At 73.1% G+C, this 15,084-nt stretch carries 14 protein-coding genes; 6 read left to right on the top strand and 8 right to left on the bottom strand.

The window, feature by feature from the left end:
* Positions 1 to 48: 48 nt before the first annotated feature.
* The 5 genes from hutH to IF43_RS0119515 form a co-directional block, all read right to left on the bottom strand.
* On the bottom strand, positions 49 to 1,593 hold the full coding sequence (gene hutH / locus IF43_RS0119535; protein ID WP_030202037.1) for a histidine ammonia-lyase: 1,545 nt from the start codon (positions 1,591 to 1,593) through the stop codon (positions 49 to 51).
* An 84-nt stretch (positions 1,594 to 1,677) separates the two neighbouring features.
* The gene (locus IF43_RS0119530; RefSeq protein WP_030202034.1) at positions 1,678 to 2,811 is read right to left on the bottom strand and encodes a GGDEF domain-containing protein; all 1,134 of its coding nucleotides are present in this window, start codon (positions 2,809 to 2,811) and stop codon (positions 1,678 to 1,680) included.
* Between the two features lie 160 nt (positions 2,812 to 2,971).
* A complete protein-coding gene (locus IF43_RS0119525) occupies positions 2,972 to 3,790 on the bottom strand; it encodes an enoyl-CoA hydratase/isomerase family protein (RefSeq protein ID WP_030202030.1) in 819 nt (272 codons plus the stop codon).
* Positions 3,791 to 3,822: 32 nt separating this feature from the next.
* On the bottom strand, positions 3,823 to 5,025 hold the full coding sequence (locus IF43_RS0119520; RefSeq protein WP_030202029.1) for an adenylate/guanylate cyclase domain-containing protein: 1,203 nt from the start codon (positions 5,023 to 5,025) through the stop codon (positions 3,823 to 3,825).
* Positions 5,026 to 5,229: 204 nt separating this feature from the next.
* Positions 5,230 to 6,144: a biotin--[acetyl-CoA-carboxylase] ligase gene (locus IF43_RS0119515; RefSeq protein WP_030202026.1), complete on the bottom strand. Its 915-nt coding sequence runs from the start codon at positions 6,142 to 6,144 to the stop codon at positions 5,230 to 5,232.
* A 107-nt stretch (positions 6,145 to 6,251) separates the two neighbouring features.
* On the opposite strand from IF43_RS0119515, the gene IF43_RS0119510 reads away from it, so the two are divergent.
* From IF43_RS0119510 to IF43_RS0119495, 4 genes are all read left to right on the top strand, one after another.
* Positions 6,252 to 7,847: an acyl-CoA carboxylase subunit beta gene (locus tag IF43_RS0119510; RefSeq protein ID WP_030202024.1), complete on the top strand. Its 1,596-nt coding sequence runs from the start codon at positions 6,252 to 6,254 to the stop codon at positions 7,845 to 7,847.
* A gap of 23 nt (positions 7,848 to 7,870) precedes the next feature.
* Positions 7,871 to 8,077, top strand: coding sequence for an acyl-CoA carboxylase epsilon subunit (locus IF43_RS0119505; protein ID WP_030202021.1), 207 nt, complete (start codon positions 7,871 to 7,873; stop codon positions 8,075 to 8,077).
* A 74-nt stretch (positions 8,078 to 8,151) separates the two neighbouring features.
* Complete coding sequence (gene mmpB, locus IF43_RS43520; RefSeq protein ID WP_267884793.1) at positions 8,152 to 8,280, top strand: morphogenic membrane protein MmpB; 129 nt, start codon at positions 8,152 to 8,154, stop codon at positions 8,278 to 8,280.
* 24 nt (positions 8,281 to 8,304) lie between these two features.
* Positions 8,305 to 8,916: a nucleoside triphosphate pyrophosphatase gene (locus IF43_RS0119495; protein WP_030202020.1), complete on the top strand. Its 612-nt coding sequence runs from the start codon at positions 8,305 to 8,307 to the stop codon at positions 8,914 to 8,916.
* Positions 8,917 to 8,942: 26 nt separating this feature from the next.
* Here IF43_RS0119495 and IF43_RS0119490 read toward each other — a convergent pair whose 3' ends face one another.
* Positions 8,943 to 9,446 (bottom strand): hypothetical protein, encoded by a 504-nt coding sequence (locus IF43_RS0119490; protein ID WP_030202017.1) that lies wholly within the window; start codon positions 9,444 to 9,446, stop codon positions 8,943 to 8,945.
* 367 nt (positions 9,447 to 9,813) lie between these two features.
* Between IF43_RS0119490 and IF43_RS0119485 the strand changes: the two genes are divergently transcribed.
* On the top strand, positions 9,814 to 11,577 hold the full coding sequence (locus IF43_RS0119485) for a biotin carboxylase N-terminal domain-containing protein (protein WP_030202014.1): 1,764 nt from the start codon (positions 9,814 to 9,816) through the stop codon (positions 11,575 to 11,577).
* 133 nt (positions 11,578 to 11,710) lie between these two features.
* Here the strand turns inward: IF43_RS0119485 and IF43_RS0119480 are convergent, their stop codons facing one another.
* Both IF43_RS0119480 and IF43_RS0119475 read right to left on the bottom strand, forming a co-directional pair.
* Complete coding sequence (locus tag IF43_RS0119480) at positions 11,711 to 12,646, bottom strand: DeoR/GlpR family DNA-binding transcription regulator (RefSeq protein ID WP_078910290.1); 936 nt, start codon at positions 12,644 to 12,646, stop codon at positions 11,711 to 11,713.
* Positions 12,647 to 12,821: 175 nt separating this feature from the next.
* Positions 12,822 to 14,261 carry an NAD(P)H-quinone dehydrogenase gene (locus IF43_RS0119475; protein ID WP_030202008.1) on the bottom strand — a complete coding sequence of 480 codons (1,440 nt, stop codon included), beginning with the start codon at positions 14,259 to 14,261 and terminating at the stop codon, positions 12,822 to 12,824.
* A gap of 209 nt (positions 14,262 to 14,470) precedes the next feature.
* Between IF43_RS0119475 and IF43_RS0119470 the strand changes: the two genes are divergently transcribed.
* Complete coding sequence (locus IF43_RS0119470) at positions 14,471 to 14,908, top strand: gamma-glutamylcyclotransferase (RefSeq protein ID WP_030202005.1); 438 nt, start codon at positions 14,471 to 14,473, stop codon at positions 14,906 to 14,908.
* The last annotated feature ends 176 nt before the right edge of the window (positions 14,909 to 15,084 follow it).

Raw genomic sequence — 15,084 nt, 5'->3', positions numbered from 1 at the left:
CGGACTTTTCGTCCGGGGCGGCCCCTCTCGCGCGACTCGGCGGGCCCGTCAGGCCAGCGGGCCCGTCACGGCCTCGACGGCCTCGACCAGCGCGCCGGAGCGCACGAAGGCGTCGGCGGCGGCCAGGTCGGGGGCCAGGAAACGGTCGGGACCGGGGCCCTGGACGCCCGCCGCGCGGGCGGCGTCGATGGCGGCCCGGCTGGCCGGTGCCGGCGTGAGGTGGTGCTCGGCGCGCAGCTCGATCGCACGCGTGGCGGCGTACAGCTCGATGGCCACGATCCGGGTGAGGTTGTCGACCGCGGTGCGCAGCTTGCGGGCGGCGGACCAGCCCATCGAGACGTGGTCCTCCTGCATCGCGGAGGACGGGATGGAGTCGGCGGAGGCCGGTACGGCCAGCCGCTTCATCTCGCTGACCAGCGCGGCCTGCGTGTACTGGGCGATCATCAGGCCCGAGTCGACGCCGGCGTCGTCCGCGAGGAACGGCGGCAGGCCGTGGCTGCGGTTCTTGTCCAGCAGGCGGTCGGTGCGGCGCTCGGCGATGGAGCCGAGGTCGGCGGCGGCGATGGCCAGGAAGTCCAGGACGTACGCCACGGGCGCGCCGTGGAAGTTGCCGTTGGACTCCACGCGGCCGTCGGGCAGCACGACCGGGTTGTCGACCGCGGAGGCCAGCTCGCGGGAGGCGACCAGCTCGGCGTGGGTGACGGTGTCGCGGCCGGCGCCGGCCACCTGCGGGGCGCAGCGCACGGAGTAGGCGTCCTGGACGCGCGGGGAGTCGTCCTGGTGGTGGCCGGTCAGGCCGGAGCCCTGCAGGACGGCGAGCATGTTCGCGGCGGAGTCGCCCTGGCCCGGGTGCGGGCGGATGGCGTGCAGCTCGGGGGCGAGCACCTTCTCGGTGCCGAGCAGGGCCTCGAGGCTCAGGGCGGCGGTGATGTCGGCCGACGTGTAGAGCTTCTTGAGGTCGGCGATGGCCATGCACAGCATGCCGAGCATGCCGTCCGTGCCGTTGAGGAGGGCCAGGCCCTCCTTCTCCTTCAGCTCGACGGGGGCGATGCCGGCCTCGGCGAGCAGTTCGCCGGCCGGGCGGACGGCGCCGTCGGGGCCCTCCGCGTCGCCCTCGCCCATCAGGGTCAGGGCGCAGTGCGAGAGCGGGGCGAGGTCGCCGGAGCAGCCGAGGGAGCCGTACTCGTGCACGACGGGCGTGATGCCCGCGTTGAGGACGTCGGCCATGGTCTGGGCGACCTCGGGGCGTACGCCGGTGTGGCCGGAGGCCACGGTCTTCAGGCGCAGGAACATCAGGGCACGGACGACCTCGCGCTCGACGCGCGGGCCCATGCCGGCCGCGTGGGAGCGGACGATGTTGCGCTGCAGCTGGGCGCGGAGGTCATGGTTGATGTGCCGGGTGGCCAGCGCGCCGAATCCGGTGGACACCCCGTAGACGGGTTCGGGCTTGGCGGCCAGGGCGTCCACGATCCCGCGGGCCCGGGCGAGCGCGCCCAGGGCCTCGTCGGACAGCTCGATGCGAGCGTTGCCGCGGGCCACGGCGATGACGTCGGCAGCGGTGGTACCGGACGTCCCCACCACGACAGTGTGCATATCCATATTCAGCACCCTACGGATTGAATCGCTTCATGTCACTAGGGGGGCGGCCACAAGTGGCCGAGCGCGGTCGTACGCCGCTCACGACGGCGCCGACGGCCAGTCGTCGCCCGCCCGGCCGCGGAAGCGGCGGCGCTCGGGCGAACCGGGCTGCGGGGCGTCCGCGAGCGGGACGACGGCGGTGTCACGGCCCGCGACGACCGGCTTCGGCGAACGCGCGGCCTTGGCCTTGTACTGGGCCGCGTCCGCCAGCCGGAACAGCCGCCGGGAGGACCGCACCGGCCCGATCGGATCGCCCGTCGAGGCGATCCCGCAGGCCACGCCCTCACCGAGCTCCAGATCGGCGGCCCGGGCGCACAGCTGCTCGGCGGCCTCGACCACGGCGTCCGAGCCGGGCCCGACGGACACCAGGCAGAACTCGTCCCCGCCGAGACGGGCGGCCAGGGCCCCGGGGAGCATGGCGCCGCACAGCGACAGCACCGACCCGAAACGCTCCAGCAGCCGGTCGCCGGTGGCGTGCCCCAGGGTGTCGTTGACCCGCTTGAGCCCGTTGAGGTCGCAGACCACCAGGCTCACCACGGAACCGTCCGCGCGGTGCCGCTCCAGGGCCTCGTCCAGGGCCATGTCCACCGCGCGGCGGTTGGCCAGGCCGGTCAGCGGATCGGTGAAGGCCAGCCGGCGGACCTCCTCCAGGCGCTCGCTCTGCGCCAGGCCGGCGGCGACGACGGCCGCGAGGACGGTGGCGAACTCGGCGTCCTCGACACCGAACAGCGCGCTCCCCGCCGTCCGGGCCACGTACAGCTCGCCCCACGCCCGGCCGTGCAGCACCAGCGGGGCGACCACGCAGCTGCCGCGGCCGCGGCGCTTGAGGCCCGCGGCGCGGTTGCCGGCGCCGGTGGCGGTCTCGACCCAGGCGTGCGGGCCGCCCCCGCCGGCCCACCGCTCGTGCAGGAACTCGGTGATCTCGGGGAAGTCGTGGACGGGATAGGACTCGTCCTGCGGGAACTCCTCCTCGTCCGCGGCCCGGTCGCCCTCGTTGACCAGGACGCGCAGCCGGCCGCGCTCCCGCTCCCAGGCGGAGACGGCGGCGAAGGAACCGTCCATCGCCCGCCGCGCCCCGCGCGCGGCCGCCCGTACGGCCTCGTTCGGCGTGGCCGCCGCCGCCATGGCCTGCGCGAGGGCCACTACGGCCCGCAACCGCCCATCCACTCCCATCACCCCAGATTAGGGATGATTGTCCGATTCGGGGACATCGAGTACGACATCCGGTCCCGTGGCGACTACTGCCCGTGGCCTGCTGCAGGGCCTGCGGCCATGAGTCGACGGCCCGGGTGTGCGGGGCCGGACGGACCCTGCGCACCCGGGTCGGAAGCGGTTACTCGCCCGGCCAGTTCGGCTTGCGCTTCTCGTTGAAGGCCGCGACGCCCTCCGCGCGGTCGCCCGAGAACGCCACCGTCCGCCACGCGGCGTCCTCGACCTCCAGACCGGCCCGCAGGTCCAACCCCTGCCCCAGCCGCAGCGCGCGCTTCGCGGCCCGCAGCCCCACCGGGGAGTTGCCGGCGATGGTCGCGGCCAGCTCCAGGGCCCGCTCCCGGTCCCGCCCCGCCTCGACCAGCTCGTCGACGAGCCCCAGCGCGGCCGCCTCCGGCGCCTCGACCCGGCGCGCCGAGAAGATCAGCTCCGCCGCCCGCGCCGCCCCGACCCGGCGCGGCAGCAGCTGCGTACCGCCGCCACCGGGGATGACGCCCACCGAGACCTCGGGGAGACCGACCAGCGCCGTCTCGTCCGCCACGATCACGTCGCAGGACAGCGCGAGCTCGAAGCCGCCGCCCAGCGCGAAGCCGTGCACCGCCGCGATCGTCGGCATCGGCAGCTCCAGCACGCCGGTGTACGAGGCGCGCGTGGTCGGCCGCTGGCGCCGCAGGTCCGCGTCGGTGAAGGAGTTGCGCTCCTTGAGGTCCGCGCCCACGCAGAAGGCCCGCTCGTGCGTCGAGGTCAGCACCACCACGCGCACCGTCGGATCCGCGGCCAGCGCGTCGCAGGCCGCGATGATCGAGCGGGCCATCTCGGTGGAGACCGCGTTCATCGCCTTGGGCCGGTCCAGGACGAGCTCGGCGACGTGGCCCTCGCCCTCCCGCCGTACCGCGACGAACTCTCCGAAGCGCTGCTCCGCCTGCTCAGCCTGCTCGGCCATCCTGGCCCTCCCGGTTAACGACCGTTATCTCGTCAACCGGGGATCTTAGGGGCCCTGCGCGTCAGCAGCCAGGGCTCCACGATGCCCAGTCCGCGGACCGGCCGCTGCCACATCGGCTGGAGCGCGAACCGGTACGAGGCGCCCTCGGCCTCCTCCTGCTCCGCGGCCTTCTCCGAGACGGGCGCGTCGCCCGTCCGCCCCAGCTCCAGCGCCAGCGCCCCGTCGACCAGCACCGAGTCCTTCGGCGCTATCGACGTGAGCCGGCTGGCCAGGTTCACCGTCGTGCCGAAGACGTCGCCCATGCGCGTGGTGACCGTTCCGAACGCGATGCCCACCCGGAGCTCCGGCATCGACTCGTCGTTGCCCAGCGTCCCGATGAGGCGCAGCGCGATCTCCGCCGCCGTGCCCGCGTCGTCGGCGCAGAAGAGCACCTCGTCGCCGAGGGTCTTGATCAGCCGGCCGCCGTGCGCGGCCACCAGGTCGGCGGCCGTGGTCTCGAAGGACTCGACCAGCTCGCCGAGCTCCTCCTCCTCGAGGCGTCGGGTGAGCCGCGTGAAGCCGACGAGGTCGGCGAAGCCGACCGCGAGCCGCCTGTCGACCATCTCCTCGTCGTCCGCGGCCTGCACCACGCGGCCCGTCGCGGCGGCCAGCTGCCGCCGCCAGACGTAGACGAGGAACTCCTCCAGCTCCGGCAGCAGCAGCTCCACCAGCGGGTAGGTGACCTCGGTCCGGGTCATCCCCGGCTCCGGCGGCTCCGTCAGCCCCTCCAGGAAGGAGTCGATCTGCCATTCGGCCAGCCGGGCCGTGGTCTGGCCGGTGGAACGGGCCACCTGCACCGCCATCGGCTCGCTGAGCAGCCCGGCCTCCACCAGGCCGGCCAGCCGCCGCAGCGCGAGGACGTCCGCCTCGGTCAGGGCGCGGGCCTGTCCGATGTCCGCGAAGCCCATGGCCCGCCAGAAGCGGGAGGCCAGCTCCATCGACACCCCGGCGGTCCGGGCCGCCTGGAAGGGGGTGTACCGGCGCTCGGCGCCGAGGATCAGCTGCTCCAGACGGATGGCGAGCGGGTCGGCGGTGGGCTCGGCCGTGTGGTCGACCTCGTGGTGCGGGGTGTGCTGCTCGGGGCCGATCGGGCCGGACGGGTTGCCGGAGTGGCCGCCCGCCTGCCCGCCGCCCTGGCCGTTCCCGCCGGTAACAGGAGTGTTGGACGCGCCGGAAGCCGTGTCGTCGACGGTCAAGGGCCGCCTCCTGTCCATTCCGTGCACACTGCCCCACCGAGCCGGGTGATCGCCGGTGGCACTGGCGACCGCCTAAACCATACGGCAGGTGTGCCGTAGCTCACTCCTCGCTCCGTCCCGAAACCGCCGACTTCCGTGGACCCGCCCGCGCCGGCCGCCGCACGAACGGTCATACGCCGGCCCGGGCACCGGCCCACGGCCGTCTCAGCGCTCCCCGCGCAGGTGGACCACGTCGCCCGCGCCGACGGTCTCGCGCCCGCCCCCGTCGGTGACGATCACCAGCCGTCCGTCGGCGTCCAGGGCCTCCGCCCGCCCGACCACCTCGCGCCCGCCCGGCAGGTCGGCCCGTACCCGTCGGCCCAGCGTCGCGCACCCGGCCGTGTAGGCCTCCAGCACGCCGCTGCGCGCGGCGTCGCCCCCGGCCGCGCGCCAGTGCCCGTACCAGGCCTCCAGCGAGCGCAGCACGGCGCGCAGCAGCGGATCCCGGTCAGTGCCGGCGGCCTTCGCCAGGGCCAGCGACCCGGCGCCCGGGACCGGCAGCTCGTCGGCACTCAGCGTGACGTTGAGCCCGATGCCGACCACGATGCCGTCGCCCGCGCGCTCGGCGAGGATGCCGCCGGTCTTGCGCTCCTCCCCCTCCACCGTCACCAGGACGTCGTTGGGCCACTTCAGCGCGGTGTCCACGCCCGCGGTGCGGGCCACCGCCTCGGCCGTGGCCACCCCGGCCAGCAGCGGCAGCCACCCCCACTGCTCCACCGGCACGCCGGTCGGCTCGAGCAGGACGGAGAAGAACAGGCCGGAGCGGGCCGGGGCCGTCCAGCTGCGGTCGAGCCGGCCGCGGCCGGCGGTCTGCTCCTCGGCGACCAGCACGGCGCCCTCGGACAGCTCCGCGGCGCGGGCGGCGAGGTCGGTGTTGGTGGACCCCGTACTGGGCACCACCTCCAGGGACGTCCACAGCCCCGCGGGCTCCACGAGGGCCCGGCGCAGCGCGGCGGCGTTCAGCGGCGGCCGGTCGAGGTCGGACCAGCGGCCCGGGCCGGGCGCGGACGACGGACCGCCGCCCGGAGCGGAAGGGGAATCAGGGGACGAAGCGGCAGATGAGGCATCCGAAGGCGTCATGCAAGCCACATTAGGTGTGGTAAACGCCGCAGTGTGGAGCGCCATGCGCAGCACTACGCTACGTGCCAGTAGCCATCCGGTTGACCAGGCAGGGAGCCGCGACCCCGATGTCAGAACCCTCAGCGCCGATCGACATCCACACCACCGCGGGGAAGCTCGCCGATCTGCAGCGCCGCATCGACCAGGCGGTGCACGCCGGATCCGAGCGCGCCGTGGAAAAGCAGCACTCCAAGGGCAAGTTGACGGCCCGTGAGCGCATCGACCTCCTCCTCGACGAGGGGTCGTTCGTGGAGTTGGACGAGTTCGCCCGGCACCGCTCCACGGATTTCGGCATGGAGAAGAACCGCCCGTACGGCGACGGCGTCGTGACGGGCTACGGCACCGTCGACGGCCGTCCCGTCGCGGTGTTCTCGCAGGACTTCACGGTCCTCGGCGGCTCGCTCGGCGAGGTCTTCGGCCAGAAGATCATGAAGGTCATGGACTTCGCGCTGAAGACCGGCTGCCCGGTCATCGGCATCAACGACTCCGGCGGTGCCCGCATCCAGGAGGGCGTCATGGCCCTCGGCATGTACGGCGAGATCTTCCGCCGCAACACCCACGCCTCCGGCGTGATCCCGCAGATCTCGCTGGTCGTGGGCCCGTGCGCCGGCGGCGCGGTCTACTCCCCCGCGATCACCGACTTCACGGTGATGGTGGACAAGACCTCGCACATGTTCATCACCGGCCCGGACGTCATCAAGACGGTCACCGGCGAGGACGTGGGCTTCGAGGAGCTCGGTGGCGCCCGCACCCACAACGCCACCTCGGGCGTGGCCCACCACATGGCCGGGGACGAGAAGGACGCGATCGAGTACGTCAAGTCGCTGCTGTCCTACCTCCCGTCGAACAACCTCTCGGAGCCGCCCGCCTTCCCGGAGGAGGCGGACCTCGAGGTGTCGGGCGAGGACCTGGAGCTGGACACGATCGTCCCGGACAGCGCCAACCAGCCGTACGACATCCGCACCGTCATCGAGCACGTCGTCGACGACGCCGAATTCCTCGAGACCCAGGCGCTGTTCGCCCCGAACATCGTCACCGGCTTCGGACGCGTCGAGGGCTACCCGGTGGGCGTGGTCGCCAACCAGCCGATGCAGTTCGCCGGCTGCCTGGACATCGACGCCTCCGAGAAGGCGGCCCGGTTCGTCCGCACCTGCGACGCCTTCAACATCCCGGTCCTGACCTTCGTCGACGTCCCCGGCTTCCTGCCGGGCGTGGACCAGGAGTACGGCGGCATCATCCGGCGCGGCGCCAAGCTGATCTACGCCTACGCCGAGGCCACCGTCCCGCTCATCACCGTCATCACCCGCAAGGCCTTCGGCGGCGCGTACGACGTCATGGGCTCCAAGCACCTGGGCGCCGACCTCAACCTGGCCTGGCCGACCGCCCAGATCGCGGTCATGGGCGCGCAGGGCGCGGTCAACATCCTGCACCGGCGCACCATCGCCGAGGCGGAGGCCGCCGGAGACGGCGACGCCACGCGCGCCCGGCTCATCACCGAGTACGAGGACACCCTGCTCAACCCGTACATCGCGGCCGAGCGCGGTTACGTCGACGCGGTGATCATGCCGTCCGACACGCGCCGCCACATCGTGCGCGGTCTGCGCCAGCTGCGGACCAAGCGCGAGTCCCTGCCGCCGAAGAAGCACGGCAACATCCCCCTGTAGGGCTCCTGGAGAGGGACACCACCATGATCAAGGTCCTGAAGGGCAACCCGACGCCCGAGGAGTTGGCCGCCGCACTGGCGGTGGTCCAAGCGCGCGCGGCGGCGCTGGCCTCGGCGCCGTCGGGCGCGCCCCGCGTGGCGGACGGCTGGTCCGACCCGGCGCGGGTGGCCCGCGCCGGGTTCCCCCAGCCCGGTCCGCGGGCGTGGGGACGTACGTACTGGCCCGCCTAGCCCGGTGCGTCACCCGTGGCGCCTGAGTACCCGTACTCAGGCGCCACGGGCGTCCGCGGCGCGAGGATCGGAGCATGCTCTGGTCCGACCCGAAAGACGAGCCGCCGAAGGACATGCGCGAGGCCCAGGCCATGCTCCGCCGCATGACGCTGGTCATCGTGGTGGCGATGGTCGTGGTGGTCTACGTCCTCGGGATCCGCTGAGCGGCCTCCGGAGGGCCTCCTACGATGGGCCGCATGACTGAATCGCGCCGGCTCGTCCTGGCCTCCGCCTCCCCCGCCCGGCTCAACCTGCTCCAGCAGGCCGGCCTCGCCCCGCACGTCATCGTCAGCGGGGTGGACGAGGACGCCCTGAGCGCCGACACGCCCGGCGAACTCGCCCTCGTCCTGGCCGAGGCGAAGGCCTCCGTGGTGGCGGGTCTCGACGAAGCGCGGGGCGCGCTGGTGATCGGCTGCGACTCGGTGCTGGAGCTCGACGGGGAGGCCCTGGGCAAGCCGGACGACGCGGCGGACGCCCTGGCGCGCTGGAAGTCCATGCGGGGCCGTTCGGGTGTCCTGCGCACCGGCCACTGCGTCATCGACACGGCCACCGGCCGGCAGGTCTCGGCGACGGCCTCGACCACCGTGCGCTTCGGCGAGCCCACGGACGCGGAGGTCGAGGCCTACGTGGCCAGCGGCGAGCCGCTGCACGTCGCGGGTGCGTTCACGCTGGACGGCCGCTCGGCGCCCTTCGTCGAGGGCATCGACGGCGACCCCGGCAACGTCATCGGCCTGTCACTTCCGCTGCTGCGCGCCCTGCTGGGCGAGCTGGGCATCTCGATCACCGAGCTGTGGACCTGAGGGCCTGACCGCGCCCGCGGAGCCGGCTAGGCGGGCGCCACGCCCGCCTCCGGCGCGCCTCCCTCCGGGGCACCCGCCCCCGGCTCGGGCGGGGTCCCGGCAGCGCCGTCCGCGTCCCGCTTCCCGTACGCCACCAGGGTGAGCACGACCAGCCCGAGGATCAGCATCATGAGGGCGAACGCTGGCCAGCCGACCATGCCCACCACCAGGGCGCCGAGCACCGCGTCGGTGACCGCGCAGAGGACGAGCAGGATCCGGGCGACCCGGCCGGGGGCCCGGTCCCGGACGGCCGTGACCAGCAGCAGGAGGCCGCAGAGCGCCACGAACGCGCCCATCAGCGCGCCCATGCCGTAGGTGGCTCCGGACATCAGGTCGGGGCCCATGCCGGCGATCGACATCGACTGGCGGTCCACCGCCGTGCCCAGCACGAGGTGCACCACCACGAGGCCGACGGCCTCCAGGAACAGCGCGATCGCGGCGGCACCCGCCGCGAGCCTGCGGAACACCGAGCCCCACCCCCGTCCGGGCATGCGTGCGGTCTGATGCGTACGTTCGACGCCCCGGAGGCTACTAACGAGTAAACGTGCGGACAAGAGGTGCACACGGGTTCGTCACGACTTCCCCAAGCGGGGCCCGCGCGGCAAAGAATGTCAGGGCGCTTCGTAGGGTCCCCACAAAGAAACCCGCCGGGCCGCTGCACCAGGGCACAGAGACCCCGACCATGCGACGGGGTTACTGTGCAGTCGGGGATTTCCCTGGTCCGGGTCGCCACAAGGCTTTTCGCGACTCGACGCAGCCTCGAAGAACACTCCGTGTGGGCAAGGTCACCGTTGGGGACGGGTCGATACGTCGTGTGGCCTGTCCCTAAACTCAGCTTGTTTCAAGGAGGGAGACATCGTGCGCAAGGTGCTCATCGCCAACCGTGGCGAAATCGCTGTCCGCGTGGCCCGGGCGTGCCGGGATGCCGGAATCGCGAGCGTAGCGGTCTACGCCGATCCGGACCGGGACGCTCTGCATGTCCGTGCGGCCGACGAGGCGTTCGCGCTGGGCGGTGACACCCCGGCCACCAGCTATCTGGACGTGGCCAAGGTGCTGCAGGCCGCAGCCGATTCGGGAGCAGACGCCGTCCATCCGGGATACGGCTTCCTCTCCGAGAACGCCGACTTCGCCCAGGCCGTCCTGGACGCGGGGCTGACGTGGATCGGTCCGCCGCCGCAGGCGATCCGGGACCTGGGCGACAAGGTCGCCGCCCGGCACATCGCCCAGCGTGCCGGCGCCCCGCTGGTCGCCGGTACTCCGGACCCGGTCTCGGGTGCCGACGAGGTCGTGGCGTTCGCCCGCGAGCACGGCCTGCCCATCGCGATCAAGGCCGCCTTCGGTGGTGGCGGCCGCGGCCTGAAGGTCGCCCGCACCCTCGAAGAGGTGCCGGAGCTCTACGACTCCGCCGTCCGCGAGGCCGTCGCGGCCTTCGGCCGGGGCGAGTGCTTCGTGGAGCGCTACCTGGACAAGCCGCGGCACGTGGAGACCCAGTGCCTGGCCGACTCCCACGGCAACGTGGTCGTCGTCTCCACCCGTGACTGCTCGCTGCAGCGCCGCCACCAGAAGCTGGTGGAGGAGGCCCCGGCCCCGTTCCTGTCCGAGGCGCAGAACGCGGAGCTGTACGCGGCCTCGAAGGCGATCCTGAAGGAGGCCGGCTACGTCGGCGCCGGCACGGTCGAGTTCCTCGTCGGTATGGACGGCACGATCTCGTTCCTCGAGGTCAACACCCGTCTGCAGGTGGAGCACCCGGTCACCGAGGAGGTCTCGGGCATCGACCTGGTGCGGGAGATGTTCCGCATCGCCGACGGCGAGGAGCTGGGTTACGACGACCCGGCCCTGCGCGGACACTCGTTCGAGTTCCGCATCAACGGTGAGGACCCGGGCCGCAACTTCCTGCCCGCCCCGGGCACCGTCACCCTGTTCGCCCCGCCGACCGGCCCGGGCGTGCGCCTGGACGCCGGCGTGGAGTCCGGTTCGGTCATCGGCCCGGCCTGGGACTCGCTCCTGGCCAAGCTGATCGTCACCGGCGCCACCCGTGAGCAGGCGCTGCAGCGCGCGGCGCGTGCGCTGGCGGAGTTCCAGGTCGAGGGCATGGCCACCGCCATCCCCTTCCACCGCGCGGTCGTCGCCGACCCCGCCTTCGCCCCCACCGACGGCGGCCCGTTCAAGGTCCACACCCGCTGGATCGAGACCGAGTTCGTCAACGAGATCACCCCGTTCGCGGCCCCCGCGGGCGAGGAGGCCGAGGAGGAGCCGGGCCGCGAGACGGTGGTCGTCGAGGTCGGCGGCAAGCGCCTCGAGGTCTCCCTGCCGTCCTCGCTGGGCATGACCCTGGCCCGTACGGCGGCCGCCGGTGGCGCCAAGCCGAAGCGCCGCGCGGCCAAGAAGTCCGGCCCGGCGGCCTCCGGCGACAGCCTCGCCTCGCCCATGCAGGGCACGATCGTCAAGGTCGCGGTCGAGGAGGGCCAGGAGGTCAAGGAGGGCGACCTCGTCGTGGTCCTCGAGGCCATGAAGATGGAGCAGCCCCTCAACGCGCACCGTTCGGGCACCATCAAGGGCCTGGCCGCCGAGGTCGGCGCCTCCGTCACCTCCGGCGCCCTGATCTGCGAGATCAAGGACTGACGTCGCACGCCCTGACGGCATGAAGGTGAAGGCCCCCGCCCACTCCGGGCGGGGGCCTTCCTCGTACGTCCGGGAGGCCGCCGGAACGGCCCCGGCCGGCCCTGTCGGCCGCCGCCGGCCCCCGGGCCCCCGCCTACCGCCTCCGGAGGTCCGCGACCCGCGCCCGCTCGCCGGGGTCGCCCAGCGGGGCGGCCCGCAGCGGCACGCTGGGCCCGCCCCGGCGCTGGACCGGCAGCGGTGACTCGCGCCGCGGCCGACGACCCGGCAGCGCGTCGCCGGGGGCGACGGACGTCCCGGCCACCGTGACCTGCACCCCTTGGTCCGCCAGGGCCTGGAGCTCGGTCTGCGCCCGGTCGTCGTGTCCCGGCGGCTCGTCGGTGACCAGCCGCGTGATCACGTCGGTCGGCACCGTCTGGAACATGGTGTCGGTGCCGAGCTTCGTGTGGTCCGCCAGCACGACCACCTCCGCCGCGGCCTGCACCAGCGCCCGGTCGACGCTCGCCGAGAGCATGTTCGAGGTCGACAGGCCCCGCTCCGCGGTCAGCCCGCTGCCGCTGAGGAAGGCCCGCGAGACCCGCAGCCCCTGCAGGGACTGCTCCGCCCCGCTGCCGACGAGCGCGTAGTTCGAACCGCGCAGGGTGCCGCCGGTCATCACGACCTCGACCCGGTTGGCGTGCGCCAGGGCCTGGGCCACCAGCAGGGAGTTGGTGACGACGGTCAGTCCGGGCACCCGGGCGAGCCGGCGGGCCAGCTCCTGCGTCGTGGTGCCCGCGCCGACGACGACGGCCTCGCCTTCTTCGACGAGGCCGGCAGCGACATCGGCAATGGCGGTCTTCTCCGCCGTCGCGAGATGGGACTTTTGCGGAAAGCCGGACTCTCGCGTGAATCCGCCCGGCAAGACCGCACCGCCGTGCCGGCGGTCGAGGAGTCCTTCTGCCTCCAGTGCCCGCACGTCCCGCCGTACGGTCACTTCGGAGGTCTGGACGACGCGGGCGAGCTCCCGGAGCGAGACCGCTCCGTTGGCACGCACCATTTCGAGAATCAGTTGGCGACGTTCTGCAGCGAACACGAAACTGACAGTAACCCCAACGACCGTCTGCTTTCAGCTCTTTGCGCCGGATTACCGAAGTTGTCCGCACAGCGGGGTGACGAGTGGTATATACGCGCACGCGACTTCGGCCGCCGCGCCCCACGCCCCGTCACCCCGCCCCAATGCCCTTGAGGGCGGCGGCGATTGGCGCGGCCTACGCCTCGCCGGCGAGCTTGCGGGTGTGCAGCTGGCGGGCGACCTCGGCGACCGATCCCGACAGCGAGGGGTACACGGTGAACGCGTTTGCGATCTGCTCGACCGTCAGGTTGTTGTCGACCGCGATCGAGATGGGGTGAATCAGTTCGCTGGCGCGCGGCGCGACGACCACGCCGCCCACCACGATCCCGGTGCCCGGGCGGCAGAACATCTTCACGAAGCCGTCCCGGATGCCCTGCATCTTCGCGCGCGGGTTGCGCAGCAGGGGCAGCTTGACCGTACGGGCCTCGATCTTGCCGGCGTCGACGTCGGCCTGCGTGTAGCCGACCGTGGCGATCTCGGGGTCGGTGAAGACGTTCGAGGAGACGGTCTTCAGGTTGAGCGGGGCCACCGCGTCACCGAGGAAGTGGTACATCGCGATGCGGCCCTGCATGGCCGCCACCGAGGCCAGCGCGAAGATGCCGGTCACGTCGCCGGCCGCGTACACGCCGGGCGCGGTGGTGCGGGAGACCTTGTCGGTCCAGATGTGGCCCGACTCCTTGAGCTTGACCCCGGACTCCTCCAGGTTCATGTCCGCGGTGTTCGGGATCGCGCCGACCGCCATCAGGCAGTGCGTGCCGGAGATGACGCGCCCGTCGGCGAGCGTGACCTCGACGCGGTCGCCGACCCGCTTGGCGGACTCGGCGCGGGCGCGCGAGATGACGTTCATGCCGCGGCGGCGGAAGACGTCCTCCAGGACGGCGGCCGCGTCCGGGTCCTCGCCCGGCAGCACGCGGTCGCGGGAGGAGACGAGCGTGACGCGCGAGCCGAGCGCCTGGTACGCGCCGGCGAACTCGGCGCCGGTGACGCCGGAGCCGACCACGATGAGCTCCTCGGGCGTCTCCTCCAGGTCGTACACCTGCGTCCAGTTGAGGATCCGCTCGCCGTCCGGCTGGGCGTCGGGAATCTCGCGCGGGTGGCCGCCCGTGGCGATGAGCACCGCGTCGGCGGTCAGGATCGTCTCGGTGCCGTCGGCGGCCGTGACGATCACGTCGCGGGTGCCGTCGATGCCCTGCGGGCCGCCGAGCTTGCCGCGGCCGCGCAGCACCTTGGCGCCGGCACGGGTCACGGAGGCGGTGATGTCGTGCGACTGGGCCAGCGCCAGGCGCTTCACGCGCCGGTTGACCTTGCCGAGGTCCACGCCGTGCACCCGGGCCGCCTCCTCCAGCGGCGGGGTGTCGTCGGCGACGACGATGCCGAGTTCCTCGTACGACGAGTCGAAGGTGGTCATCACCTCGGCCGTCGCGATGAGGGTCTTCGAGGGCACGCAGTCGGTGAGCACCGACGCCCCGCCCAGACCGTCGCAGTCGACGACGGTCACCTCCGCGCCGAGCTGGGCGCCTACCAGCGCCGCCTCATACCCGCCGGGTCCGCCGCCGATGATCACGATCCGGGTCACGAAAAGTCCGCCTCACGTCTTCCCGGCCGGCTGCCGCCCCGGCCGGGGGGTCCGGGGGTTCTCTCCCCGGGGGATGCTGTCCGTACAGCATTGTCCCGCATTCCGGGCCCGGGCTCGCCCCCCGGGGCCGGGGGGCCGGCGTCCCGGGCGCCGAATCCGGTGACCGCGCGCACAGCACCCACGGCCGCCCCTCCCGTACCCTCGACACCATGTCGCTCTACGCCGCGTACGCCGGCAACCTCGACGCGCGGCTGATGACCCGCCGCGCACCGCACTCCCCGCTGCGTGGCACGGGCTGGATCAACGGCTGGCGGCTCACCTTCGGCGGTGAGCAGATGGGCTGGGAAGGCGCGCTGGCCACCGTCGTCGAGGCCCCCCGCTCGCAGGTCTTCGTCGCCCTGTACGACATCGCTCCGCCCGACGAGGAGTCCATGGACCGCTGGGAGGGCGTCGGGCTCGACATCTACCGCCGCATGCGGGTCCGGGTGCACACCCTCGACGGCGAGGAGGCGGCCTGGGTGTACGTGCTCAACGGCTACGAGGGCGGTCTGCCCTCGGCGCGCTACCTCGGCGAGATCGCGGACGCGGCCGAGTCCGCGGGCGCCCCGCACGACTACGTGATGGAGCTGCGGAAGCGCCCCTGCTGACCCGCTCCACCCCCGGCCCGCCGGTCACCGTCATCCGGGCCCGAGCTTCCGAGGGAGTGGGCCGTCCCGTGGTGTGCGGGGAAGCCTCTTGAGGCGTCATGGCAGGCTGGTCCGGAGGCAGGCCCGGGCCTGGGGTGGCCGCAGGCCAGGGCGAAGCCCCAAAGCCCCAGGGGTGG

The sequence above is a fragment of the Streptomyces sp. NRRL S-87 genome (assembly GCF_000719335.1).
Lineage (GTDB): Bacteria > Actinomycetota > Actinomycetes > Streptomycetales > Streptomycetaceae > Streptomyces.
This window is presented reverse-complemented; position numbering and strand designations above follow the sequence as displayed.

Excerpts from the sequence above, each read along its gene's own strand:
- IF43_RS0119495 (WP_030202020.1), top strand. The coding sequence starts at position 8,305 with ATGGGCCGCATGACTGAATCGCGCCGGCTCGTCCTGGCCTCCGCCTCC.
- IF43_RS0119515 (WP_030202026.1), bottom strand. The coding sequence starts at position 6,144 with ATGACGCCTTCGGATGCCTCATCTGCCGCTTCGTCCCCTGATTCCCCT.
- IF43_RS0119505 (WP_030202021.1), top strand. The coding sequence starts at position 7,871 with ATGATCAAGGTCCTGAAGGGCAACCCGACGCCCGAGGAGTTGGCCGCC.
- hutH (WP_030202037.1), bottom strand. The coding sequence starts at position 1,593 with ATGCACACTGTCGTGGTGGGGACGTCCGGTACCACCGCTGCCGACGTC.
- IF43_RS0119525 (WP_030202030.1), bottom strand. The coding sequence starts at position 3,790 with ATGGCCGAGCAGGCTGAGCAGGCGGAGCAGCGCTTCGGAGAGTTCGTC.
- IF43_RS0119470 (WP_030202005.1), top strand. The coding sequence starts at position 14,471 with ATGTCGCTCTACGCCGCGTACGCCGGCAACCTCGACGCGCGGCTGATG.
- mmpB (WP_267884793.1), top strand. The coding sequence starts at position 8,152 with ATGCTCTGGTCCGACCCGAAAGACGAGCCGCCGAAGGACATGCGCGAG.
- IF43_RS0119530 (WP_030202034.1), bottom strand. The coding sequence starts at position 2,811 with ATGGGAGTGGATGGGCGGTTGCGGGCCGTAGTGGCCCTCGCGCAGGCC.
- IF43_RS0119510 (WP_030202024.1), top strand. The coding sequence starts at position 6,252 with ATGTCAGAACCCTCAGCGCCGATCGACATCCACACCACCGCGGGGAAG.
- IF43_RS0119490 (WP_030202017.1), bottom strand. The coding sequence starts at position 9,446 with ATGCCCGGACGGGGGTGGGGCTCGGTGTTCCGCAGGCTCGCGGCGGGT.